Annotated in this window: 24 protein-coding genes; 16 read left to right on the top strand and 8 right to left on the bottom strand. The window is 38.3% G+C overall.

Features of this window, described 5'->3' with window-relative positions:
• Window positions 1-112: 112 nt before the first annotated feature.
• The 6 genes from I6F65_RS02275 to I6F65_RS02250 form a co-directional block, all read right to left on the bottom strand.
• Window positions 113-556, bottom strand: a complete 444-nt coding sequence (locus I6F65_RS02275) for a PA2169 family four-helix-bundle protein (protein ID WP_024612903.1) — start codon at window positions 554-556, stop codon at window positions 113-115.
• A gap of 177 nt (window positions 557-733) precedes the next feature.
• Window positions 734-1672 (bottom strand): LysR family transcriptional regulator, encoded by a 939-nt coding sequence (locus I6F65_RS02270; RefSeq protein ID WP_024612904.1) that lies wholly within the window; start codon window positions 1670-1672, stop codon window positions 734-736.
• A 13-nt stretch (window positions 1673-1685) separates the two neighbouring features.
• Window positions 1686-3404 (bottom strand): bifunctional isocitrate dehydrogenase kinase/phosphatase, encoded by a 1719-nt coding sequence (gene aceK, locus I6F65_RS02265; RefSeq protein WP_024612905.1) that lies wholly within the window; start codon window positions 3402-3404, stop codon window positions 1686-1688.
• Window positions 3405-3526: 122 nt separating this feature from the next.
• A complete protein-coding gene (locus I6F65_RS02260; protein WP_024612906.1) occupies window positions 3527-4006 on the bottom strand; it encodes a hypothetical protein in 480 nt (159 codons plus the stop codon).
• A gap of 102 nt (window positions 4007-4108) precedes the next feature.
• On the bottom strand, window positions 4109-5602 hold the full coding sequence (locus I6F65_RS02255; protein ID WP_197111359.1) for a DUF3413 domain-containing protein: 1494 nt from the start codon (window positions 5600-5602) through the stop codon (window positions 4109-4111).
• 5 nt (window positions 5603-5607) lie between these two features.
• Entirely contained in the window at window positions 5608-5820 is a 213-nt protein-coding gene (locus I6F65_RS02250) for a DUF1414 domain-containing protein (RefSeq protein WP_002961475.1), read from the bottom strand.
• Between the two features lie 62 nt (window positions 5821-5882).
• Here I6F65_RS02250 and yejK point away from each other — a divergent pair, with 62 nt between their 5' ends.
• Together yejK and I6F65_RS02240 are read left to right on the top strand one after the other, a co-directional pair.
• Entirely contained in the window at window positions 5883-6902 is a 1020-nt protein-coding gene (gene yejK / locus I6F65_RS02245; RefSeq protein WP_197111357.1) for a nucleoid-associated protein YejK, read from the top strand.
• 487 nt (window positions 6903-7389) lie between these two features.
• A complete protein-coding gene (locus tag I6F65_RS02240) occupies window positions 7390-8331 on the top strand; it encodes a hypothetical protein (RefSeq protein ID WP_197111355.1) in 942 nt (313 codons plus the stop codon).
• 136 nt (window positions 8332-8467) lie between these two features.
• Here I6F65_RS02240 and rne read toward each other — a convergent pair whose 3' ends face one another.
• A complete protein-coding gene (gene rne, locus I6F65_RS02235; protein WP_197111353.1) occupies window positions 8468-11647 on the bottom strand; it encodes a ribonuclease E in 3180 nt (1059 codons plus the stop codon).
• A gap of 772 nt (window positions 11648-12419) precedes the next feature.
• Here rne and rluC point away from each other — a divergent pair.
• A complete protein-coding gene (gene rluC, locus I6F65_RS02230) occupies window positions 12420-13379 on the top strand; it encodes a 23S rRNA pseudouridine(955/2504/2580) synthase RluC (protein WP_024612910.1) in 960 nt (319 codons plus the stop codon).
• On the top strand, window positions 13376-14038 hold the full coding sequence (locus I6F65_RS02225; protein WP_197111351.1) for an HAD-IA family hydrolase: 663 nt from the start codon (window positions 13376-13378) through the stop codon (window positions 14036-14038). The genes rluC and I6F65_RS02225 overlap by 4 nt, the downstream gene beginning before the upstream one ends.
• Window positions 14039-14046: 8 nt before the next feature.
• On the opposite strand, the gene I6F65_RS02220 is transcribed toward I6F65_RS02225, so the two are convergent.
• On the bottom strand, window positions 14047-14646 hold the full coding sequence (locus I6F65_RS02220) for a nucleoside triphosphate pyrophosphatase (RefSeq protein ID WP_024612912.1): 600 nt from the start codon (window positions 14644-14646) through the stop codon (window positions 14047-14049).
• A 130-nt stretch (window positions 14647-14776) separates the two neighbouring features.
• On the opposite strand from I6F65_RS02220, the gene yceD reads away from it, so the two are divergent.
• The 12 genes from yceD (at window position 14777) to I6F65_RS02160 (ending at window position 23968) form a co-directional block, all read left to right on the top strand.
• Window positions 14777-15301 (top strand): 23S rRNA accumulation protein YceD, encoded by a 525-nt coding sequence (yceD, locus tag I6F65_RS02215; RefSeq protein WP_166114877.1) that lies wholly within the window; start codon window positions 14777-14779, stop codon window positions 15299-15301.
• Window positions 15302-15310: 9 nt separating this feature from the next.
• Window positions 15311-15481 carry a 50S ribosomal protein L32 gene (rpmF, locus tag I6F65_RS02210; RefSeq protein WP_002962381.1) on the top strand — a complete coding sequence of 57 codons (171 nt, stop codon included), beginning with the start codon at window positions 15311-15313 and terminating at the stop codon, window positions 15479-15481.
• An 11-nt stretch (window positions 15482-15492) separates the two neighbouring features.
• Window positions 15493-16533, top strand: coding sequence for a phosphate acyltransferase PlsX (gene plsX, locus I6F65_RS02205; RefSeq protein WP_024612914.1), 1041 nt, complete (start codon window positions 15493-15495; stop codon window positions 16531-16533).
• 55 nt (window positions 16534-16588) lie between these two features.
• Complete coding sequence (gene fabD / locus I6F65_RS02200) at window positions 16589-17515, top strand: ACP S-malonyltransferase (protein WP_197111348.1); 927 nt, start codon at window positions 16589-16591, stop codon at window positions 17513-17515.
• 11 nt (window positions 17516-17526) lie between these two features.
• A complete protein-coding gene (gene fabG, locus I6F65_RS02195; protein ID WP_197111346.1) occupies window positions 17527-18273 on the top strand; it encodes a 3-oxoacyl-ACP reductase FabG in 747 nt (248 codons plus the stop codon).
• Window positions 18274-18523: 250 nt separating this feature from the next.
• Window positions 18524-18760, top strand: coding sequence for an acyl carrier protein (gene acpP, locus I6F65_RS02190; RefSeq protein WP_002962377.1), 237 nt, complete (start codon window positions 18524-18526; stop codon window positions 18758-18760).
• 217 nt (window positions 18761-18977) lie between these two features.
• Window positions 18978-20216 carry a beta-ketoacyl-ACP synthase II gene (fabF, locus tag I6F65_RS02185; protein ID WP_024612915.1) on the top strand — a complete coding sequence of 413 codons (1239 nt, stop codon included), beginning with the start codon at window positions 18978-18980 and terminating at the stop codon, window positions 20214-20216.
• Window positions 20217-20275: 59 nt separating this feature from the next.
• Window positions 20276-21100 carry an aminodeoxychorismate lyase gene (gene pabC, locus I6F65_RS02180; RefSeq protein WP_197111344.1) on the top strand — a complete coding sequence of 275 codons (825 nt, stop codon included), beginning with the start codon at window positions 20276-20278 and terminating at the stop codon, window positions 21098-21100.
• Window positions 21094-22080: an endolytic transglycosylase MltG gene (gene mltG, locus I6F65_RS02175; RefSeq protein ID WP_166114868.1), complete on the top strand. Its 987-nt coding sequence runs from the start codon at window positions 21094-21096 to the stop codon at window positions 22078-22080. Before pabC ends, mltG begins: the two co-directional genes overlap by 7 nt.
• Before the next feature lie 7 nt (window positions 22081-22087).
• Window positions 22088-22714 carry a dTMP kinase gene (tmk, locus tag I6F65_RS02170; protein ID WP_166114865.1) on the top strand — a complete coding sequence of 209 codons (627 nt, stop codon included), beginning with the start codon at window positions 22088-22090 and terminating at the stop codon, window positions 22712-22714.
• 1 nt (window position 22715) lies between these two features.
• Entirely contained in the window at window positions 22716-23630 is a 915-nt protein-coding gene (locus I6F65_RS02165) for an AAA family ATPase (protein ID WP_166114862.1), read from the top strand.
• 11 nt (window positions 23631-23641) lie between these two features.
• Window positions 23642-23968: a PilZ domain-containing protein gene (locus I6F65_RS02160; protein WP_024612057.1), complete on the top strand. Its 327-nt coding sequence runs from the start codon at window positions 23642-23644 to the stop codon at window positions 23966-23968.
• Window positions 23969-23980 lie beyond the last annotated feature (12 nt).

Genomic DNA, 23980 nt, shown 5'->3' with positions numbered 1-23980 from the left:
CGAGGTGTGTGAAACCAAAACCCAGTAAATACCCCAATAAAAAACGCCAGTCAGCTGTTAACTGACTGGCATTAAGCACAAGGCTGGGCGTTTTGACGTAAAAAATTAAAACTTAATGCTTTTGCATTCGACTCATCTCAGCATGACAGCTTTGCATTGTTAACAATGTTTTTGCTAAAGCTGCTTCACAATCTGCGGGTTGAGGTTTATCCATTGCAGCTTTGATTTCTGCTAGTGTCTTATCTTCTACTTCTTCAAGCTCTTTAACGTATGTACTATCGTTATTTGAACTAAATGTAGTTAAAACGGCTGTATATGCACGGCGTGCTTCTACTGCAAATGAAGAGCCATCTTCGCGTTCGCCTTTTTCGTTAATAGCATAGGGTTGTAGGCGCTCAACACTTACTTTACGGGCATCAATCATACGCTGGAAAAGTGCGCCAATAGCAGGATCTTTTACTTTTTCTTGGGCTTTTTCGTAAAAGTCGATGCCGCTGTTCATTACTTGAATAATGTCAGTAATATGATTTACTTCTGTTCCTTGATGGGTGTTCATAATGACCTCTTTTATTAAATGAATATTAAAGTACAACTTAATAAAGCAAAGGCTATTCCACCATGTTAATCTATTTTAACCTGTTGATTTTTATTGAAATAATAACGAATTAAAATTGCTAAGTTAATTTATAATATTTTTAACCCAGCAATTTTTACAAGATATTGTGTAATAAGGTTATTTTAGCTCTTCGGCAACCTCAGCTACTTTTTGTCGTAACCAAATATGGCTCGCATCTCTGTGCAAAAGAGGACTCCAAATCATATCTAACTCAAAAGGAGGGATAGGAAAGGGCGGTTCTAAAATTTTAAGCCCAGGATCATCCGAGTACATGTTCGCAGCTTTAGAGGGAAGAGTCGCAATGAGGTTTTTTTCTTTGGCTAGGTGTATCGCCACATGATAATTACGTGTGAAAGTAGCAATATTGCGATGTTTACCAAAATGAGCAAGGGCTTCATCTACCCAACCAAGTTTTTGTACATCTTTAGGATCCATTCCAACGCCAACACCAAAGCCTGTTTTACTTACCCAAATATGACGTGCCTTTAAATAGCTATCTAAACTAAAGCTTTCGATAATGGGATTGTCAGCTTTAACTAAGCAGCAAAAGCTATCTTTCCAAATACGCTTATGATGAAACGATTGAGGTAGATTTTCAAAGCGATTAATAGCCATATCAACTTTGCCATTTTCTACATCATGAAAAGTCACATCACTAGGGGTGAGTATATCTAATGTCGTGTCGGGGGCTTCGTCGTGTAATTTACTAAGCAGTTTGGGTGCTAGAGTGCTCGCCGCATAGTCGCTTGCCATAATCCTAAATACGCGTTTACTTTGGCTTGCTTCAAACTCTCTGTTTGGCGCAAGAGTCTCTTCAAGAGTCATTAATATACCGCGTATTACAGGTTGTAACTCTAATGCACGCTCTGTCGGTACCATACCATCGCTGGTTCGTACTAAAATAGGGTCGTTAAAGAGGTTTCGCAACCGTTTAAGACCATTACTCATTGCAGGTTGTGTAATACTCAATTGGTTTGCAGCGCGTGTTACGTTGCATTCTCGTAGTAGCGTGTCGAGGTAAACCAGTAAATTTAAATCTATTTTACTTATATTCATGTGTGTCCTTCGTTTACCAGTGATGGATAAAGCGCTGTGCTGTCGGGTATGGGTAAATATGGCTCACTTGCCCATTTTTTATGTTTTGTTGTGCCTGCTTCCAAAAATTAACGTCAACTAATTCAGGGTGTGTACTTAATAAAAATTGTTTGTACGTTGGATTTGGCGTTACAAAAGTACAAAGCTGTTCAGGAAATACATCTTGAGGGGCCACTGAATAGCTCTGCTCATTTGTAAGATAGTCATCGTAGCTCTTTGCTTTAGGTAGAGCTCTAAAGTTCATATCCGTTAAATATTGCACTTCATCATAATCATAAAAAATTATACGTTTGTGTTTACTTACTCCAAAGTTCTTTAATAGCATATCACCTGGGAATATATTAACGGCAATCATTTCTTTAAGTGCTTGACCATATTCTTCAATTGCATCAGCAGCACTTTCGTCATCTGCATTTTCTAAAAATAGGTTCAGTGGTGTCATGCGCCTTTCAATATATAAATGTTTGATGATTAACCAATCACCTTCGATCACCATTGATGAGCCAATTGTTTTATGTAATTGCGCAAGTAAATTACTATCAAAACGGGCTAAAGGAAATACGACATTAGAATACTCTATGGTGTCAGCCATACGCCCAACGCGATCATGACTTTTTACTAATTGATAGCGTTTTAAAACAGTGTCGCGACCAAATGGTTTACTTTCACCAAACTTGTCTTTAATTACTTTAAAAACATAGCCAAAAGAGGGGAGTGTAAATACCATCATCACCATGCCTAGCGTACCAGGGGCAATGGTAAATTCATCATTAGAGTGAGTAAGGTGACTTAAAAATTCGCGATAAAATTCTGTTTTACCTTGTTTGTGAAAACCAACAGCATTATAAAGTTCAGCTATTGTTTTGTTCGGCATAAGCTGATTTAAAAAGCGTACCAATGCTGATGGGGCGTGAGTTTCAACCATAAAATAAGCACGAGCAAAACCAAAAATAACACGCATTTGCGATGATTTAGTCAATAATGCATCTAAGTATAAGCCTTTGTCTTCATGGTGTAGCACGGCAATTATAAAAGGCTGTACGCCACTTTTAGATACAACTCGACCAATAATGTAAGCTGCTTTATTTCGATAAAATGGGGTATGGAGTATATCAAATCGCATTTGCCATGGTTGATGATGTGTATCGGGTGCTTGCTTATAAAATGCCTTAACGAGCAGGCGAATATCTCTCTCTAAATCGACAAATGAAGCTTTAAAATCAAAGTGATTGATAATTTGTTTTATTGTTGGTTTTAAACCATCGACTACCGGAAAATAACTTCTATATTCTGCTTCAACTGGTACCGGTGGGTCATCTTTTAATGTGGCTTGTACAAATATAAAGTCATTATGAAAGTAGCGTCTATGATACAGACGACAAAATACGGAGTTATAAAAGGTTTCTGCAAGTTCAGCCTGAGGATGAAAACATAAAAAGTGTTGGTATATTTTTTTTACTTCAAGCCATAGAGCTTCATTTAGCTCATCGGTCGATTGTGCTTTTTGTAAGGCTTGTGTAGTTTCGTTAACGCGATTATCGTAATAGCTAATACGTAATCGGCTAATATCATTTATTGCTTGCCAATCTTTATTGGCGAAAGCATGGGGGGCTTTCGCTGTTATTTTTTGAAATAGTTTATAGTGCTTTTTAAAGCCTGTTAAAATTAGTTCGGCAATACGACGTGCCTGCATGTGAACTCCTTAATAGACGCTAGAGCTTATACTCTATTGTGTTAAGGGTATGTTATTTTAAGTTTAAAACCAAGCTAAATAAAGTACATGGTACGGATGTAATATTTTAATCTCTGTTTAACTTATTTATATGAATTTATCTTCTTTTCGAGTGATTTTATCCGCTTAGTAATCGCGGATACATCCTTTTTATACTCTTTATTAATCACTTTTAGCTTTTTAGTAATATCGCTAGTAATACGTTTTTTATCGTCGTTAGCTAAAATATGATTGAGGCGTTGCTGCTGCTTATATTCAGCACGTTCTTTTTCACGCTCGAGTATCGTTAATTTATGATTATTACTACGAAGTTCCGCCTGCAAACCACTTAACAACCGTTCACGTTCTAGTTCGTTCAATTGTTTGGTGTAGTCAACTTTAGGCCCAGTTTGCTGATTTGTTGTAGTGTGTACTTTATAAACAGTAGCGTCATTATCACAGGGAAATTGAGAAAAGGTAGTGCCTTTTTCCGTAACACATTTGTAGTAAGTATTTGCGCTATTACTATAAAAGCTAATACAAATACAATATACGTAAAAAGAGTAAGTAAACAGTTTAAACATAGCGGTCATCCCTGTGATTATTCTACTTTATTAGGCGCCATAGCCTTAAAGTAAAACTATAACCTAGCTTGGTAGTATAGCAAGCTAGGTTAGGGGTAACGGTTACTGAATAAATGTTTTTAGTTTTTTAATGCTTTGCACTAAAAATGGAATATCGAGTCCTTGTTCAATAGAAAAACCTTCAGCGGCAGAAATATTTTTAAAATTACCATCTGAATCTATTAGTGTAATTCTATCTTTTTTATAGGCTATAACGACACCTTGTGAATAGTTAACGCCTATGTCGTCTTTTTTATTGTATAAGTTAACGCCAAGCATTGTTTGCGTTGTAATTGCTTTACAATTTAAATACTGTCCAACACTTGTCGCAATTAAGTCACTTGGTTGAATTAACCCGTCAACCTTAGAAATTCGCTTGTCAGAACTATATAAGCTAGAAGTACTTACAACCTCTTGGTTTTCACTTGCTAGGCTAAAAGCAAAAAACTGTGCGTGATCACGAGGTACTGTAATTTCAGAGCCTTTAATAACCCTAATAGCACTGTTTGTGTGTGCTTGGTCGTTAACAAAGCTTAGCTCATCTATTCCTGATATTTCAATACTACGACGTTGACTTTGCCATGCAGGTAAAGTTTGATCTTTCACAATTGCGGCTTTATAAAAAGCAGGTAAACCATATACAAGACTAAATAGCATATCGCTATGATCAGTTGGTTGTAAAAATCGCTCGGTTTTATACATGTTTTTATTTTTAGCTACAAACTGTGCTAATTGTTCATCAGTTTCAAATACAAATATATCTACGTTAGCTTGAGTGTAGTCTTCACATTTTTCTAAAGGCGCTGGCATTTGATAATTTATATTTTGATTATTAATTTTAACGTTATGCGCTTGGTTATACGTTTCTATATCAAGCAGGTCGTTTTTAGCTAATAAGCTTTTAGCTGTTGTAGGGTACGAAAGCGGTAATACGTTATCTTGTTTAGTAACATCAAACTCTAAATTTGCATCAGCCCAAATATGAATGCTGTGGCTTAGTGCAAAACAAACGATTAATAATGAAATTGCATATCGCGCAAATTTAAATTGTTTTAATTGCTCTAAACGTTGCCATGTAAAATTACTTACAACTAACTGAAAGGCTAATATAAGTAAAACAATGCCGCTAGCAAGTATTGTTGTTAGCGCTGGTGAGCTTGTTAAACGATGCCATAAAAGCGATAAAATTTCGGGTAAAGCGGATGTGCTTAAATGATATCCTAAATTAAAATACACATATGCATCAAGTGTAAGTAATGAAGCCCCAACCGTAGCAATTACCGCAGCCATACCGCGAATATGCCTAGGGTAGGGGAAAACTAAACTAAGCGGAAATACCGTCAGCACAAACGCTAAAAAGGCAATAAAGCTAGTGTGGCTGAGCCATGTAACTAGCATATAAGTAATGCCTAAAAAGCTTGTAGGTGGCGAGTCGGCAAATAAATAGCTTAAACTAATAAGTAGCGCTAAGCCAATGTTGGCAAAGGTAAACCAATGCCCCCAGCTTAGCAACTGACTCGCTTTTGATGAAAACTCATTGTGCTGCGATAAATTCATATATTTTATTTAACCGACTGCGCAAGAGCTTTTGCAAAGTTCTCGGTAACGGCTTGTCTTTTCCCTGTTGGTACATGCTCTTTTAAGATATGCGTGATAGAATTTCCTAAACACATAAGACTCAGATCAACCGGCGCATTGTGTTTAGTTAGCACATCAATGAGCTGATCGACGATTTGTTCTACTTCTTCATTCGAATATTTTGATAAGATTGGCATCAGTTGGTTCAATAAAATAGTTATATTTCCATATTTTAACACTAGAGGCGTGAAAAACAAAGATGACAACAGACGTTAAAAAATTAGTCGTTCATTATGTAGACAAAAAAGACGACGATACGCAAATTCATCTTCGAAATGATGAAATGATCATTAACGATAAAGTGGCTGTGTTCATCGAACAATTGCATCATGCATACAACGGCAAACCTGGTAAAGGTTATTGTGCATTTAGTGGTGATAAAAACAGTGTAGTAGCCTCTGCAATGCAAAGCTATCGTAACGATGAGCTAGGCTTTTGGCATATGACTGAGCAAGCTTCAACGGTTTTAAAAGAAGAGCTAGATAAATATGCGTTTAACGAAACCGGGTATTTAGTATTTTGTCATTATCAGTACGTTGCGACTGATTATATGTTAATTGCGATGATTAACATTAAAGAGCATTATTCAATTACATCTGAGCTTGATTTAGCCGCTTCACGTCACCTAGATATATCGCGCATGCAACTTGCTGCTCGTATTGACTTAACTGCGTGGGATACACAAGCTGAAGACAATCGTTATATTTCATTTATTAAAGGACGTGCTGGTCGAAAAGTTGCTGACTTTTTCTTAGACTTTTTAGGCTGTGAAGAGGGTATAGACTCAAAACAGCAAAGCCAAGTGATGCTAAGTGCCGTTGAAGATTACTTATCAGAGCAGCAATTCGATAAATCTGAAAAAGACGATTTACGCAAGCAAGTTTTCGATTACTGCAGTGATTGTGTAACGACCGGTGAAGATGCAAGCGTAAGTGAGCTTTCGGCTACACTTACTAAAGGTGACGACAGTCCGTTCGATAGTTTTTGTAAAGAACAAAGTTACGATTTAGAAGAGTCGTTTCCGGTAGATAAAAAAACAGTAACCAGTATGGTTAAATTCTCGGGTCTTGGTGGTGGTGTAAGCGTGAGTTTTGAGCGTAAACATTTAGGTGAGCGTGTTACTTATAACGAAGCAACTGATACGCTTGTAATTAAAGGTATTCCGCCAAATTTAAAAGATCAGCTTCAGCGCTTTATGGAAAGTGAAAGCGAGTCGTAAAGCATTTTAAATATGTCGACACGTTGCAGTAATTAAAAGTGCAGTAATTAAAACTGCGCTTTTTTGCATTTTGTTAGTGGGATAATACTTTTGCAATTGATTGATCTTAATTAAATAAATTATAGAAGCATAATTTTAGCTCAAAGTTATCCTACGTTTAAAAGAGTCGTTTGTGAAAGTGATTCGTTTTTTATCTAGGAAATCTATTTTTTAGATTATCAGAAAAACAAATTTAATCTTTGAAGAAACTATCAACAGAGAATATTCCTTTCTGATATTGAAAATGATTGTATGAACAGTTCACTTCTTTTGAATACACCACTTCCAACTGATTCATTCCTTGAATTATTGATAAACAATGAATCTAAAGTTATCAATTCAGATCAACAATAGGCTTGGTAGCAGTTGAACATCAAAAAACTAAATGTAAGTGTAATTTTTATAACAAATTACTTTTGAGACGTTTATTTAATATAGGGAAATTATTATGGAAATAAATAATGTATCACTTCCTAAAGAGATTAGTGAGTTAATAAATGCATTTAGTAAATTCACGATTGAAGATCCTAAATGCACGGATAAAAAATTTAAACTATCACTAAATGATCCTCAAGCGATGGTTCCAATTAAAAATATGTTATTAGAGGTTTTATCGCAAGATTATATAACCACGACTTGTGGCAAAGATGTGTTTTTATTAAAAAGACTGGATAATGTTATCGTTATTTCTCAACAGGATGGTGATCTATTATTTATAGATCCAGAAGATGCTTTTTCAGTTTGGTTATGGTGGCATGATGGTGGAGATTGCCAGAAATTATCGAATAATATTTTTGATTGGCTTGATAGCTGTAAGCAGCATAAAGAAATAAAACCTATTGCAACAGCCGATGAATATTTACATATTCAACATGAAATGAGCGGTAATTGGATTGGTGATTACAATACATACTATTGCTTAGAGAATGATGGCACAGTTACTAAGTATTTTAGTGATGGGATCATCTCAAATGGTCATTGGCGTATAATTGAAGAAAATAAGATTAGCTTCTTAATGAAGCATGAGCTGGTTTTTTCAATTGTAAGAAGAGAAAAAAATGAGATCCTGATCGAACTAGACCAGAGTGTCAGAAAACACCAGATCGTGCTTAAACGAATTGATAAAGATAAAGATTTTAGCTTATATCATTTTTTATACGAATTTTTGAAAGAAGAAATGAATCGCTCATCTATGGTATTAACAAGGCACCGCATTATTGATACTAACAAAATGGAAAATGGCGACATACAAATAACCTTATGGCGTTTTGCTGAAAAAGCAAAGGGGCAGTATTCTAACCCCTATGATGTATATCGTTATGTATTCAGAAAGAAAGAAAATCTTTGGGAAGTTATAAGTAAGTTAGAGATCGAACCGATGAGTGCTTAGGGGTTCATATTATACTTATATATTTGATATATTTAGATAATACTCAAATCTCATAATCTAAGCTTTGTTCGGCAATAAACACAAAAAAGCCCCGCTATTTATTAAATAGCGGGGCTTTTTTAATGAGTGTTAGTTATTAATCAACACTCAATGTTTTAGTCGTTGCAGCACTTGCACGACCAGCAGGTTTAACTGAACCTGCACGTAAACCACTGTCTGGTACTAGTTCACGTTTATCGTGAGCCATAGCAACAGATACATGTTTTACTTCGCTATCAGCAACAGGTGTTGGCTGTGCCATTGGAGCACTTGCAGCACCTTGAGAAACCACTGTTTTAACATGCGGTACTGATTTTTCAGTTACTGCTGTCTTTTCTGCTTTAGCTGGTTGCTCAGTGACTACTGGCGATTCAACTTTAGCTGGTTGCTCAGTGGCAACTGGCGTTTCAACTTTAGCTGGTTGCTCAGTGACAACTGGCGTTTCAACTTTAGCTGGTTGCTCAGTGACAACTGGTGCTTCAGCTTTAGCTGGTTGCTCAGTGACAACTGGTGCTTCAGCTTTAGCTGGTTGCTCAGTGACAACTGGCGCTTTAACTTTAGCTGGTTGCTCATTGACAACTGGCGCTTCAACTTTAGCTGGTTGCTCAGTGACAACTGGCGCTTCAACTTTAGCTGGTTGCTCAGTGATAACTGGCGCTTCAACTTTAGCTGGTTGTTCAGTTTGTGCTTCAACTTTAGCTAAGTCTTCAACAGCAATTGCTTTCTCAACTTGCTCAGATGAATCAACAACTGTTTCTTCAGACTTCGCTTTAAGTTCAGCTTCATACTCTGCAGCGGCTTGGTCAGCAACTGGCACGAATGCAGGCGCTTCATCTGATTTAGCTTCATTGCCTTCACCTTCAGGGCGACGACGACGTTGTCCTGATGCACGAAGATGACGAGGAGAGCGACGCGAACGTGTACGTGTTTGCTCTTGTTCGTCTTCTGTTGTTGCAACTGTTTCATCGTTAGATTCAATAGCCACTACTTCTTCTTTAATGTGCGCTGCTTTTTCTGCAGGAGCTTGCGTTTGCTTTTCTACAACAGGTGCTTGTTCTTGAACTTGTGGCTTTTCATCATTAACCACAGCTTGCTCAGTTGTTTGATCCGCTACTTTTACTTGTTCAGCATTCTCGTCTTGTAAACGTACTTTTTTACGTAAATTACGACGTTGGCGGCGAACTTTAGGCTTCTGTTCCCTAGGTTCTTGCGCCGGAGCTGGTTTAGAATCAACTGCAACTTTTTCAGTTGTTTCTACCTTCGCAGGTACTTCTGATTTTACTTGCTCTTTATCTTCGCTTTTATGCTCAGGTCGCTTACGTGAATTAGGATTACGACGACGCTTATTGCGATTTTCGCTTCTCTCTTGGTTCTCGTTTGTTACTGCAGGAGAATCAGTTTTAACTTCATCTTCGTTAGTAGTGCGTTCAACACGTGGTTTAGAGCGAGGATTATTACGACGACGTTGATTGTTATTACGACGACGATTATCGTTACCACGGCTCTTATTGCGAGCGTCTTGTTCTTGCTGTTCTTTATCAGCAGCTTCTTTTTTCTCTTCTACGGTTTCGCTAGCAAATAACGATTTAAACCATTTAGCAATAGCTTCAAATAATCCACTTTCAGCTTTCACTTCAACAACAGGAGCTTTAGCTACTGGCGCGGCTTGTGGAGCTGGCGTAGAAGGCATAACAACACCTTTTAGCATTGGCTCTTCTCGTACTGCTGCTACCGGCGATTTAGACATTTCATATGCTTCAGGCTCTGGCGCAACAACTTGTTCATAGCTTACTGTTTCAAGTGTTTCGTCTTTACGTAAGCGCATTACTTCATAGTGTGGCGTTTCCATGTGTTGATTAGGAATAATCACTATGTCGCAACTATGTTGCTTTTCCATGCGCTGAACACTGCGGCGTTGCTCATTTAATAAATAAGCGGCAACAGCAACAGGTACTTGCGCATTTACTTGTGTTGTATTGTCTTTAATTGCTTCTTCTTCAATTAAACGAAGTATAGAAAGAGCAATTGATTCGTTAGAACGAATAGTACCTTGACCGCTACAACGAGGGCATGGTCCTTGGCTTGCTTCACCTAATGAAGGGCGCAGGCGCTGGCGCGACATTTCAAGTAAACCAAAGCGAGATATTTTACCAATTTGTACGCGAGCACGATCTGGACGAACGGCATCTTTTAAACGGTTTTCTACTTCACGCTGATGGCGTGGAGGAGTCATATCGATAAAGTCGATAACAATTAAACCACCTAAGTCACGCAGACGTAATTGACGTGCAATTTCATCAGCCGCTTCTAAGTTAGTATTCAGTGCTGTTTCTTCAATATCGCCGCCTTTTGTTGCTTTAGACGAGTTGATATCGATAGAGGTAAGCGCTTCAGTAGGGTCAATTACAATTGAACCACCTGATGGGAGGCGTACTTCACGTTGAAACGCAGATTCAATTTGGCTTTCAATTTGGTAATGCGTGAATAATGGAGTGTCGCCTTGATAAAGTTTAACACGGCTCATGAAATCAGGGCGAAAGCGTTCTATGTGCGCTTGTGCTTCTTCAAATACACGTGGTTTATCAATTAAAATTTCACCAATGTCACGGCGTAAATAATCGCGAATTGCGCGGAATATTACGTTACTTTCTTGGTGGATTAAAAACGGTGCTTTAGCACTTTCAGCAGCAAGTCTTATTGCTTCCCAATGTACTAATAATGCTTTTAAATCGTAGTTTAGTTCTTCAAATGATTTACCAACGCCCGCAGTACGAACAATTAAGCCCATACCTTTAGGTAGCTCTAAACGACCAAGAGCTTCTTTAAGCTCAGTTCGCTCATCGCCTTCAATGCGACGAGAAATACCGCCAGCACGTGGGTTGTTTGGCATCAGTACTAAATAACTACCAGCAACACTAATAAAAGTAGTTAGGGCTGCGCCTTTTTGGCCACGCTCTTCTTTATCTACTTGAACTATTACTTCTTGACCTTCTTTGATCACGTCACGAATATTCGGACGACCATGAAAAGTGTAACCTGCAGGGAAGTAAGTACGGGCAATTTCTTTTAAAGGAAGGAAACCATGGCGATCAGCACCATAATCTACAAATGCTGCTTCAAGAGATGGTTCAATACGTGTGATTTTACCTTTGTAAATATTCGCTTTTTTCTGTTCGTGACCTGGGCTCTCTATATCTAAATCATATAGGCGCTGTCCGTCAACCAGTGCTACACGCATTTCTTCTTGTTGCGTTGCATTGATTAGCATACGTTTCATATTATTACTCTACTTGTTTATGTCTCTGACATGACGATGTTTTCTCGCCTGTTCAGTTGTTCCTATTTTTAGAATGTGCAGCCTCACGACTGGGTCTTTAACGGAACGGCTCTGTATTTCCGTATGCAGTATTTTAAATGGTGGCAAACAATAGTGCGTAGTCACGCTATTAAATTCTTAATGGTGTAAAAGTGTCGGCTTTTCAGCTGCATTACACGTTTACCCAGAAGTCGGCCTGTCATATTAATCTTACTAAATATCATTCATATTAGGCGCGTAGGGCTCATTAAATCGTAAGCAATACACATACTTCATGTATCGCTAGTATTCGGTTTATGAGCAGTAGTCGCTGCCGATGTTAATGAACGCTTATTTTTTAGATTTTTTTAGTTCTAAATAAGCTGCTATACGGCACTACAATAATTGAGCAAATGCTGAACGACGTGTTTTTACGTCGTCACTATCAGACAAATTATCTGTTCATTGCTTTTTCTATCACATTAAAAATCGCTTCATGTTCAAACTTAACTTGCAATATATTACGCGCATTGCCGTTAATTGATCGCACGTGTTGACTAGGTATGTATAAAAGCTTTGGAAAACTTAACTCGGATCTGTATGATCGGCTACCCAGAATGTGCATCACGAATGTTTTAATGTGTTAAAAAGCACCGTTGTTATTTGCAAATATTAAATATTTGCGCTGCTGATTATCCCACTATTATTACAGTGTTAGCAACTAAATTATTTTACTTAAATTAGTGATTAGGCAATGTCAGAAAAAAACGACTTACAAGTAACTTATGTCACGATCAACGAAGACCATTTAGGTCAGCGAATTGATAACTTTCTTATTACCCATTTAAAAGGGGTGCCTAAAAGCGCTATTTATAAACTTTTACGAAAAGGTGAGGTACGCGTTAATAAAAAACGTATTAAGCCTGTATATAAACTTCAGCTTGAAGATGTTATTCGTATAGCGCCAATTAGAGTGGCTGAACGCGAAGAATTTGTACCAGCAAAACTTGATAAAGTAACACGCCTTGAAAATGATATTTTATTTGAAGATAAGTATCTTATTGTAATCAATAAACCATCAGGTATGGCAGTTCATGGCGGCAGTGGTTTAAGCTACGGCTTAATCGAAGCATTGCGCGTACTACGCCCTGAAGAACGTAGTTTAGAGCTTGTACATAGACTTGACCGTGATACATCGGGTTGTTTATTAATTTCTAAACGTCGCTCAGTACTGACAGCTTTACATGAACAGTTACGTGAAAAAACCATGGAAAAAAACTATTGGGCGTTAGTTAGCGGTCAATGGGATGGTAAAACTAAAAATGTAACCGAAGGGCTACGAAAAAACACACTTAAGTCGGGTGAGCGTGTAGTACGTGTTGATAATGTTGAAGGTAAACCGTCACATACTCGTTTTAAAGTACTTGAGCGTTTTGACGATTGCTCACTTGTACAAGCATCACCGGTTACAGGTCGTACGCATCAAATTCGTGTGCACACACAATGTAAAGGTCATGCTATTGCGTGCGATGATAAATATGGTGAACAAGAATTTGATGATTCAATGCGTAAAGTTGGTTTAAATCGTTTATTTTTACACGCACACGATTTAAGTTTTTATCATCCAAAAAATGAAACGACTATGCGAGTAGAAGCACCACTTGATAAAGCATTGAGTAGTTGCTTGCTTAAATTACGTGCTAGTAAAGCGTGATAAGTAATAAATCAGTCAAAAAGTACAAACTTGTCATTTTTGACTGGGACGGCACCGTTATGGATTCAATTACTAAAATAGTAAATTGTATTCGTAGTAGTGCCGTTGCACTTAATATTGTGCCGCCTAGCGATGAAGTAATTAAAAGCATTATTGGTATGTCGCTTGAAAAAGCAATTGACGTTTTATTTCCTGATAATGCAGCGCATCACCAAGCGTTAATTTCAGGCTATAAATATCAATACAGTGTCGATACGACTCCCACTCCCGTATTTGCTAATGTTGCCAGCGTTTTAAATACTTTAAAAGAGCAGGGCATTATTTTAGCGGTTGCAACAGGTAAAGGTAGGGGTGGGTTAGAGCGTTTACTTGAACAAAGTCAATTACGTCATTTTTTTAGTGCAACGCGTACAAGCGATGAAGCGCAATCAAAGCCTTCTCCAGATATGTTGTATCAATTACTTGAAGAACTTGGCATAAGCGCTAATGACGCTGTAATGATTGGTGATACTCAAATAGACATGACCATGGCAAAAGCTGCTGGCATGGATAGAATTGGCGTAACAATGGGTGTACACAACGCACAGCAGCTAAATAAGCTTAGCCCTGTTGCAACGGTAGATAATTATCTACAGCTGCAACACGTGTTAATTGGCTAGCTTTGTAATTAAAATTTGTTTTGGGCAGCTAATACATCTAAACCAAACTCAGCCAGCAATTGGCTGAGTTTAATTAATGGTAAACCAATTAAACTATTTGGATCGTCCCCAGTTAATTTTTCAAACAAGCAAATACCCAAACCTTCACTTTTAAAACTACCTGCGCAGTTGTAAGGTTGTTCTGCATCGCAATAAGCACTAATTTGTGCGTCACTTAGGGTTTTAAAAGTAACATTAAAGGGTTCAACACACGTTTTTTTATTACCAGTTACAATATCGTAAACACATAAACCCGTTAAAAATGTTACAGTATGCCCGCTAAATAAATTTAGTTGTTTTACGGCATTCTGTTTATTATGCGGTTTACCTAAAATTTGATTATTAAATACTGCGACCTGGTCTGATCCAATAGCTAAACCTTTGTTAAAGTGCTTATTTGCTACTGAAGCCTTTAATTCACTTAAACGCTTAACCAGCTCTGTGGGTGTTTCGCCTTCAAGTGCTGATTCGTCAACATCTGGTGAAAACGTATCAAATGGTAAATTAAATTTTTGTAATAAAGACTGCCTAAAAGGTGAGCTTGACGCTAAAATAAGTGGGTACTTCACGGATTTTTTCCTATGATAAATCAGATTGAGTTAGGATAAATCAGATCCGTAAGTAAAACACGTTAAAAACCACGTAAAAATGGTTTTTTACTTTGACTAACAAACTAACTATCTATATGATGCAGCCCCTATGCAAAAGGTGAAAATTCCCATCACTCTTCATCCAGGCAAAGCAGCGCAGCACCGTTTAAAGTATGACGGAATTGTACCGCTTGAAAAACTTACTCGTTTAGAGAAAGTTGTGCAGGAAGAAGTAGGTGAAATAGCGGTAAAAATTCATTGCAAAAACGATGATCAAGGTTTCGTTGTGATTAGAGGCAATTTGTCCACACACGTAACTGTCACTTGTCAACGTTGTAATGGTGATTTAGGGTTGGATTTGGTTCAAGACTTTGTATATTCTCCAGTAGGTGAAGACACTGAGTCAGATATTTTTCCAGAAGACTACGATGAAGTAGCGCTTGATGAAAATGGTGAAGTTAACGTTTTTGATTTAATTGAAGACGAACTAATTTTAGCAATTCCATTAGTTGCTACCCACAACGAAGCTTCATGCAGTTATTCAGCAAAGCCTGCCAGCTTTGGTGTTTTAAAGGCGGAAGATGATAAACCTAATCCATTTGATATTTTGAAACAACTTAAGAAAGATTCTTAGGAGAAGACTATGGCTGTACAAAAAAGCAAAAAGTCTCGTGCAAGACGCGGCATGCGCCGTTCACACGATGCGATCAGTGGTCCAACTTTAACTGTAGATCAAACATCTGGTGAGACTCATCGTCGTCACCATGTGACTGCAGATGGTTACTACAAAGGCGTTCAAGTAATTTCTAAATAAGAGATTGCTTTATGCTGAAAGATCTAACCATAGCGTTAGATATGATGGGGGGCGATTACGGCCCCCGTTCATCTATTCCCGCTGCCGTACATGCGGTAAACGTTCATGCCAACTTAACACTCATTTTGTGTGGTAACGAACACGTTATATCTAAAGAACTCGAATCCCTCGATTCTTTATCACATCCAAGATTAATTATTCGCCATTGTAGTGAAATAGTCACTAATGCTTGCGAACCTTCAATTGCTGTACGTTCAAAAAAAGATTCATCTATGCGTGTTGCCCTCGATTTGGTTAAATCGGGCGAAGCTCAAGCATGCGTAAGTTCTGGTAACACGGGTGCGTTATTTTTTATGGCTCACTATGTTTTAAAAATGCTACCAGGCGTTAAACGTGCCGCACTTATATCAGCTGTGCCTACCGAAGGTAAAAACCCAGTATATCTTCTAGATTTAGGCGCTAACGTGCACTGCGATGCCGAAATACTGTATCAGTTTGGCATTATGGGCTCAGTAGTTGCCGGTCAAGCATTGGGTTGTAACAACCCCAAAGTGAGTTTATTAAATATTGGTTCTGAAGACATAAAAGGTCACGAAGGCATTAAGCAAGCTGCTCAGTTAATGCAACAAAGCCCTCATATAAATTATGTTGGTTATAGTGAAGGTAGTGACATTTTTACAGGCAAAGCCGATGTAATTGTATGCGAAGGCTTTGTAGGTAATGTAGCGCTCAAAACATGCGAAGGCATAGCAAAACTTATTATGAATAAGTTTACAGCAGCACTCGAAAAGCACCTTCTTTATAAATGTATGGCCTTTATACTTCGCCCAATCATAAAAAAACTCTATAAAAAGGTGAACCCCGACCAGTATAACGGTGCAAGTCTGGTAGGATTGCGCGGCATTGTCGTTAAAAGCCATGGAAATGCCTCAGCTAAGGCATTTCAAGCAGCGATCGATGAAGCGGTAAAAGAAGTTGAACGTCAACTTCCTGATAAAATAGCCGCAATTTTCGAAAAAACACATTCCGAAAACACGGCGGTTAATCAATAATTGATGTGCCGTGTTTTACAATAATATTTATTTGTTTAATTAAAAAGAGCAAAGTATGGCACAACAAATTGCACTTCTATTCCCAGGCCAAGGCTCACAAAGCGTTGGTATGTTACAAGAGTTACTAGAAAGCTCAGACATTGTTAAAGCAACGTTTGGCGAAGCGTCTGATGCATTAGGCTACGATCTCGCTGAGTTAGTACTTAATGGTCCAGAAGAAAAACTTAATGAAACACATCGTACTCAACCTGCATTATTAACGGCAAGTGTTGCTATTTATCGTCATTGGTTAGCAGCAAACCCTGATACAGATGTTGTTATGGCTGGCCACAGCTTAGGTGAATACTCTGCATTAGTATGCAGTGATGTTATTAGCTTGAGCGAAGCTGTTAAGCTTGTCGAAAATCGTGGTTTATACATGCAAGAGGCAGTACCAGCAGGTGTTGGTTCAATGGCTGCTATCATTGGTTTAGGTGATGCTGAAATTCAAGCTGCGTGCGATGCATCAGCACAAGGTGAGGTTGTTTCTCCAGTAAATTACAACTCGCCTGGTCAAGTTGTTATTGCAGGGCATAAAGCTGCAGTAGATAGAGCATCACAAGCATGTAAAGATGCAGGCGCTAAACGTGCGTTACCTCTTTCTGTAAGCGTGCCTTCACATTGTGAGTTAATGAAACCGGCTGCTGAAAAACTTGCAGCAGATTTAGCCGCTTTAACATTTAATACACCTAAGTGTGGTGTAATTAATAATGTAGACGTGAAAGCTGAAGCAGCAGCTGATGCGATTAAAGAAGCATTAGTACGCCAATTATACAGCCCAGTACGCTGGACGGAAACAGTGCAAGCACTTGTTGCACAAGGCATTACGCAAAGTTACGAATTTGGTCCAGGTAAAGTATTAACTGGTCTTGCAAAACGAATTGATAAAGCAATGATTTGTGGCTCAGTAAACGACTGTGCTTCAATTGATGCAGCTAAATAAGAGTATATAAAATGTCTAACTTATTTTCTTTAGAGGGCAAAGTTGTCCTAATTACTGGCGCTAGCCGTGGTATTGGTAAAGCAATTGCAACAACTTTAATTGCACAAGGCGCGAAAGTAGCTGGTACAGCGACGAGTGAGTCTGGTGCAGCTAAAATTAGCGAATACCTAGGTGGTAGCGGTAAAGGTTACGCATTAAATGTAACCGATGCTGCTTCTATAGAAGCAACTTTAGCAGCAATTAAAGCTGATTTAGGCGATATTGACGTACTTGTAAACAACGCAGGTATTACACGCGATAATTTATTAATGCGTATGAAAGATGATGAGTGGAACGATATTATCGACACCAACTTAAGCTCAATCTTCCGCTTATCTAAAGCAGTATTACGCCCAATGATGAAGAAAAGAAACGGTCGTATTATCAACATAGGCTCAGTAGTGGGTACTATGGGCAATGCAGGTCAAGCTAACTATGCAGCTGCTAAAGCAGGTGTTATTGGCTTTTCTAAGTCATTGGCTCGTGAAGTTGCATCGCGTGGTATTACAGTAAACGTTGTATCACCTGGTTTTATTCAAACAGATATGACCGATGAGTTAACAGAAGATCAAAAAGCAGCTACACTCGCTAATGTACCAGCAGGACGTTTGGGTCAGCCAGATGAAATTGCTGCTGCAGTTTGTTACCTAGCATCAGATGCTGCTGCTTATGTTTCAGGCGAAACTTTGCATGTAAATGGTGCGATGTACATGGTTTAATCGCCATTTAATTTGCACTGTAACCAAATTAAGTTGAGCAGGGCATCTAAAAAACATTGAATTTTTAGTAAACTTGCTTTAAACATACTTGAAATCGCTGCGAAAATAAGCGATAAAAGATAAAACAAACACTCAGAGGTTTGACCAGACAATTATTTATGGTCAAATCATTGAATCAGAGAATTATGCGGCGTAAACTACGCGGCAATCTGAAAATAACGCATTGGCGTTTTTAATAAAGGAAAGAAGAATGAGCGATATCCAAGAACGCGTAAAGAAAATTATCATCGAACAACTAGGTGTTAAAGAAGAAGAAGTTAAAAACGAATCTTCTTTCGTAGATGACCTAGGTGCAGATTCTCTTGATACTGTTGAACTAGTTATGGCTCTTGAAGAAGAGTTTGATACTGAGATCCCAGATGAAGAAGCTGAAAAGATCACTACAGTACAAACTGCAATCGATTACGTTACAGCTCACGCTGAGTAATTAATCGCAAATTAAGGGCAGCATTCGCTGCCCTTAATTTATATATCCAAACCACCTCAAAGTACACGATCCGAAACCCAAACCTTAACGTCCAATTTTAACTAACAATTATTTTTGCGTGTGTTATACGTTTTTAATCTATTTTGGGACTAGCACTTTGAGGTAGCTTGGGTATGATCACATACTTATAAAAATAATCCCTTATTGGAGGCAAACCGTGGCTAAACGTCGAGTTGTCGTAACTGGCTTAGGAATGTTGACGCCGCTAGGTAATGATGTGCAATCAACCTGGCAAGGCTTATTAGATGGTAAAAGTGGTATTCAAACAATAACTCACTTTGATACATCAAAATTTGGTACAAAGTTCGCTGGTTTAATTAACGACTTTGATGCATCGGCATACATGCAACCTAAAGATGCTAAAAAAATGGATTTATTTATCCAATATGGCATTGCAGCAGGTGTACAAGCCTTTCAAGATTCTGGTCTAGAAGTAACTGAGCAAAATGCAACACGTATTGGTGTAGCGGTAGGCTCTGGTATTGGTGGATTAACACTTATTGAAGAAAACCACATTAAACTATTAAATAGTGGTCCACGTAAGTTATCGCCGTTCTATGTACCATCAACCATTATTAATATGATCTCTGGTCATTTATCAATAATGCATGGGCTTCGTGGTCCAAATATATCTATTGTTACCGCGTGTACAACTGGTTTGCACAACATAGGTCATGCTGCACGTATGATTGCTTATGGTGATGCAGATGCAATGGTTGCCGGCGGTGCAGAAAAAGCCTGTACTCCAATTGGTATGGGTGGTTTTAATGCAGCACGCGCACTATCGACACGTAACGACGATCCACAAGCGGCTTCTCGCCCTTGGGATAAAGACCGCGACGGTTTTGTATTGTCGGATGGTGCTGGCGTTGTTGTTGTTGAAGAATATGAACATGCTAAAGCACGTGGCGCTAAAATTTATGCAGAGCTAGTAGGTTTTGGCATGAGTGGCGATGCTTACCACATGACATCTCCACCGGAAGATGGTGCTGGTGCAGCGCTTGCAATGGAAAACGCATTAAACGATGCGCAAGTAAATGCAGAGCAAGTGGGCTACATTAATGCACACGGTACATCTACAAATGCTGGCGACAAAGCAGAAACCTCAGCGGTTAAATCTATATTTGGCAATGCAGCAAAAGATGTAATGGTTGGTTCGTCTAAGTCAATGATGGGTCACTTACTCGGCGCTGCTGGTTCGGTAGAGTCTATTATTTCGATTTTATCGCTAACAGACCAAAAAGTGTCGCCAACTATTAACCTTGATAATCCTGATGAAGGGTGTGATTTAGATTACATTGCTCACACCGCACGTGATGCAAAGTTAGACTTTGCGCTATGTAACTCGTTTGGTTTTGGTGGTACTAATGGCTCGTTGCTATTTAAAAAGGTATAATCTTTTTTAACAACGAATCAAATTATAAGAGCTCAGTTGTTTAACTGGGCTTTTTTTATATGCATAAAACAATAAAGCACACACAAACAATTATCGTAGCGGGAAAAAGTAGCGTTATAAGTACATCCGATCGTGGTTTAAACTATGGTGACGGCTTTTTTACAACCGCAAAAGTAGTCAGCGGGCAAGTACAGCACTGGTCATATCATAAGGCACGTTTAGCTGAGTGCGCAGCACGATTGGGTTTTCCTCAAATAGATTTTAATAATCTTGAAAAGCATATTACTAAGCAAATAGCAGAGCAAACACTCAGTGTACTAAAAATTGTAATTACACGAGGAGAAGGCGGGCGTGGCTATGGTTTACCTAGTGAATATAATTTAACTATTGTAGTAAGTGTTTTAGATTACCCAAAAAATTACAACACACTTTCTCATATGGGTTTAAGCCTTAATGTTAGTCCTATTAAATTAGCCTCTCAACCATTACTTGCAGGGCTTAAAACTCTAAACCGCCTTGAACAAGTATTGATAAAAAAAGCAATGCAAACACAAGATTGCGACGATGTACTTGTGCTCGATTACAACAATAATGTGATAGAAGCGTCTGCGGCAAATATTTTTGCCATTAAGCATAATAAATTATTTACGCCACAGCTTGATGAGTGCGGTATAAAGGGTGTTTATCTACAATCGTTATGTGATAAATTACCCGTTGAATTTAAGCGTGTTGGTGTGGATGAGTTAATCAATGCAGATGCGGTTTTTGTATGCAACAGCTTAATGGGTGCAGTGCCTGTACGTAGCATAGAACAGCACATATTTAATGTTAAGCAGAGCCAGTTATTATTAAACGAATTATTAGCCAAGGAGGCTAAGTGTTAAAAGTTATTTTATCGGTATTATTGTTAGCGCTTATTACAACCGCAATTGGGTATCAGCAAATACAATCAACAATAAACAGCCCATTACAGGTAGCAAATAGCACGCAATTTGAAGTCAAACATGGCACTGGCTTTAATCAGTTATGTCGTCAATGGCAAGCAAATAAATGGGTGGAAGACTGTTGGCGCTACCAAGTTATTGCAAAGCTAGACCCAACCCTTACCGATTTAAAAGCAGGACTTTACGAGCTTAATAACGATAGTGTTATCGAAAATATTAAAAAAATAAACCAAGGTCAGCAAGTAAACTTTATTTTTACTATAATTGAAGGTCAATCGCTTCGTGATATATTGACCGTAATTAAAAGCGCCAGTAATTTACAAAACGATTTAAAGGTAGATAAATTAAGTGAGCAACTACTAGGAAATAACTCAAACCTAGAAGGTTGGTTGTTTCCAGATACGTATCATTATCATAATAACGATACAGCAAGTAGTGTACTAAAACGTGCAGTTCAAAAAATGCAGCTAACGTTAAGTAATGCGTGGGAGCAACGAGCTGCTGATTTACCGTACAAAACAGCATACGAAGCTTTAATAATGGCATCGATTATAGAAAAAGAAACAGGCCTTGCAAGCGAGCGCCCGTTAATTGCTTCTGCATTTGTAAACCGATTAAACACTAATATGCGTCTTCAAACCGACCCTACCGTAATATATGGCTTAGGAGAGGGGTTTGATGGCGATATTAAACGTAAAGATTTACGTGATTACACACCCTATAATACGTACCGTATTAATGGTTTACCGCCAACACCTATTGCTATGCCGTCAAAAGCCGCTATTTTAGCTGCTGTTAATCCGCCGCAAACGCAATACGTTTATTTTGTATCAAAAGGCGATGGCAGCCACCAATTTTCGACCACATTAAAACAACATAATGCGGCAGTTAACACATACATATTAAATAAAAAGAACTAACTCTTTTATGAAACCAAAATTTATAGTAATTGAAGGCCTAGAAGGCGCAGGTAAATCGACAGCTATTTCGTTATGCCAAGATTTTTTAAATAAAAAGCATATCGACTTTATTAATGTACGCGAACCAGGTGGAACACCACTGGCCGAGTCGCTACGTACTCTAGTAAAAGCTGAGCACGAAGAAGAAATAGCATTCGAGACTGAGCTTTTAATTATGTACGCCGCACGTTCGCAATTAATGCATAACGTAATTAACCCAGCACTTGAGCAAGGTAAGTGGATACTTGCTGATCGCCATGACTTATCGTCTCAGGCGTATCAGGGCGGTGGGCGCGGTATTAGTTCAAATACATTAGCTTCGCTATCCTCAATGGTATTAAAAGGATTAAAGCCCGATTTAACTATTTACCTTGATATTGACCCTGTTATTGGTCTTGAGCGTGCAAAAGGACGTGGTGAGCTAGATCGAATAGAGCAAGAAGCTATCGAGTTTTTTCAGCGAACACGTATGCGCTACGTAGAGCTTGCAAATGACGATTCATCAATTAAAACTGTAGATGCAAATCAAGACATAGACAAAGTACACCGCGATATAACCCATGTATTACGCACGTTTTTTGACGGATTAAAATAACATGGCATTGCCTTGGTTACATGATGTACAGCAACGCTTAGCACAAAGCTTTCGTGGTCAGCGTTTTCATCATGCACAACTATTTTGTGGACCGACGGGTGTAGGTAAATTTGAACTGAGCGATCAGTTAGCAAATGCATTACTGTGTCAAAATACAGTAGAGCGCTTAACTGTACCAAACAGTATTTTATCGCCTTGTGGACAATGTAAAAGCTGCTTGTTAACACTTGCTGGTACTCACCCCGACAAACGATTAACGCAAGTCGACGGGCAAAGCATAGGCGTAGATGATATACGCGGTATTAGTGATTTTATGAATCACTCAGCAGCACAAAATGGTAATAAAGTCGTTATTATCGAAAACTGCGAAAAAATGACTACAGCCGCAGCAAATGCACTTTTAAAAACATTAGAAGAGCCAAGTAATAGCCGATTTTTAATATTAACGACAAGCCAACCAGCACAGCTACCAGCCACTATTTTAAGTCGTTGCGCTAAAACCGATGTAAAAGTAACAAATATCGAACTTGCACAACAATGGCTTGAGTCGTTACAGATTACAGGTTACAACTGGTTACCGCTTTTTTACAGCCAACCATTGCAAGTAAAGCAATGGCAAGAACAAAATCAGCTCGAAAGCATTGATACACTTTATAAATTTGCAACTGGGTTTAAACAAAGCCATAATTTTAAAGCGTTAGTCGATATAATAAATAAACAGCCTGAACTTGTTCGTATATTTACATTATTTTTAAGCGAACAATTAAAGCAACAACTTATGCAAGGCATGAGTTTTGACGCTTATCAAATTGCACAACAAGCTTTGAGTGAGTTTTTACAAAATAACACTAAAATACTCGGGCTTAATTTACCACTCGCGGTGTCGCGATTAGCTTACACACTACGAAACACTTAAAAGGACCAAACATGCAAGAGCTCTTAGTAGATATAGACGACCTAGACGAATTGTACCGTTGTTACATGCCTTACATAAAAAAAGGTGGTTTGTTTGTACGTACAAATATGCGCTATGAAATAGGGCACTCATTGGCTTTACGTGTAACGCTCCCCGATGCCCTAGAAGATGACGTAGTAACAGGTAAAGTTGCTTGGATCACTCCTCAAGGTGCTCAAAGTTCTAACCCGCCGGGTATTGGTATTAGCTTTTTAGATGACAAAACAAACCTAAACGCTAAGATCGAAAAACTACTAGGGACTATGTTAAACTCTGGTAATCCAACTTATACCATGTAGTAAGCATTAATT

The sequence above is a fragment of the Pseudoalteromonas sp. SWXJZ94C genome (assembly GCF_015864385.1).
Taxonomy (GTDB): domain Bacteria; phylum Pseudomonadota; class Gammaproteobacteria; order Enterobacterales; family Alteromonadaceae; genus Pseudoalteromonas.
The sequence above is the reverse complement of the archived record's forward strand: the minus strand, read 5'-3'. Positions and strand labels throughout refer to the sequence as shown.

Coding starts and splice junctions, on each gene's coding strand:
- pabC (WP_197111344.1), top strand. CDS start 20,276: ATGCATAAAACAATAAAGCACACACAAACAATTATCGTAGCGGGAAAA.
- aceK (WP_024612905.1), bottom strand. CDS start 3,404: ATGCAGGCACGTCGTATTGCCGAACTAATTTTAACAGGCTTTAAAAAG.
- plsX (WP_024612914.1), top strand. CDS start 15,493: ATGCTGAAAGATCTAACCATAGCGTTAGATATGATGGGGGGCGATTAC.
- I6F65_RS02260 (WP_024612906.1), bottom strand. CDS start 4,006: ATGTTTAAACTGTTTACTTACTCTTTTTACGTATATTGTATTTGTATT.
- I6F65_RS02275 (WP_024612903.1), bottom strand. CDS start 556: ATGAACACCCATCAAGGAACAGAAGTAAATCATATTACTGACATTATT.
- I6F65_RS02240 (WP_197111355.1), top strand. CDS start 7,390: ATGGAAATAAATAATGTATCACTTCCTAAAGAGATTAGTGAGTTAATA.
- rpmF (WP_002962381.1), top strand. CDS start 15,311: ATGGCTGTACAAAAAAGCAAAAAGTCTCGTGCAAGACGCGGCATGCGC.
- fabD (WP_197111348.1), top strand. CDS start 16,589: ATGGCACAACAAATTGCACTTCTATTCCCAGGCCAAGGCTCACAAAGC.
- I6F65_RS02165 (WP_166114862.1), top strand. CDS start 22,716: ATGGCATTGCCTTGGTTACATGATGTACAGCAACGCTTAGCACAAAGC.
- I6F65_RS02270 (WP_024612904.1), bottom strand. CDS start 1,672: ATGAATATAAGTAAAATAGATTTAAATTTACTGGTTTACCTCGACACG.
- rluC (WP_024612910.1), top strand. CDS start 12,420: ATGTCAGAAAAAAACGACTTACAAGTAACTTATGTCACGATCAACGAA.
- yceD (WP_166114877.1), top strand. CDS start 14,777: ATGCAAAAGGTGAAAATTCCCATCACTCTTCATCCAGGCAAAGCAGCG.
- fabG (WP_197111346.1), top strand. CDS start 17,527: ATGTCTAACTTATTTTCTTTAGAGGGCAAAGTTGTCCTAATTACTGGC.
- tmk (WP_166114865.1), top strand. CDS start 22,088: ATGAAACCAAAATTTATAGTAATTGAAGGCCTAGAAGGCGCAGGTAAA.
- I6F65_RS02250 (WP_002961475.1), bottom strand. CDS start 5,820: ATGCCAATCTTATCAAAATATTCGAATGAAGAAGTAGAACAAATCGTC.
- acpP (WP_002962377.1), top strand. CDS start 18,524: ATGAGCGATATCCAAGAACGCGTAAAGAAAATTATCATCGAACAACTA.
- rne (WP_197111353.1), bottom strand. CDS start 11,647: ATGAAACGTATGCTAATCAATGCAACGCAACAAGAAGAAATGCGTGTA.
- I6F65_RS02255 (WP_197111359.1), bottom strand. CDS start 5,602: ATGAATTTATCGCAGCACAATGAGTTTTCATCAAAAGCGAGTCAGTTG.
- I6F65_RS02160 (WP_024612057.1), top strand. CDS start 23,642: ATGCAAGAGCTCTTAGTAGATATAGACGACCTAGACGAATTGTACCGT.
- yejK (WP_197111357.1), top strand. CDS start 5,883: ATGACAACAGACGTTAAAAAATTAGTCGTTCATTATGTAGACAAAAAA.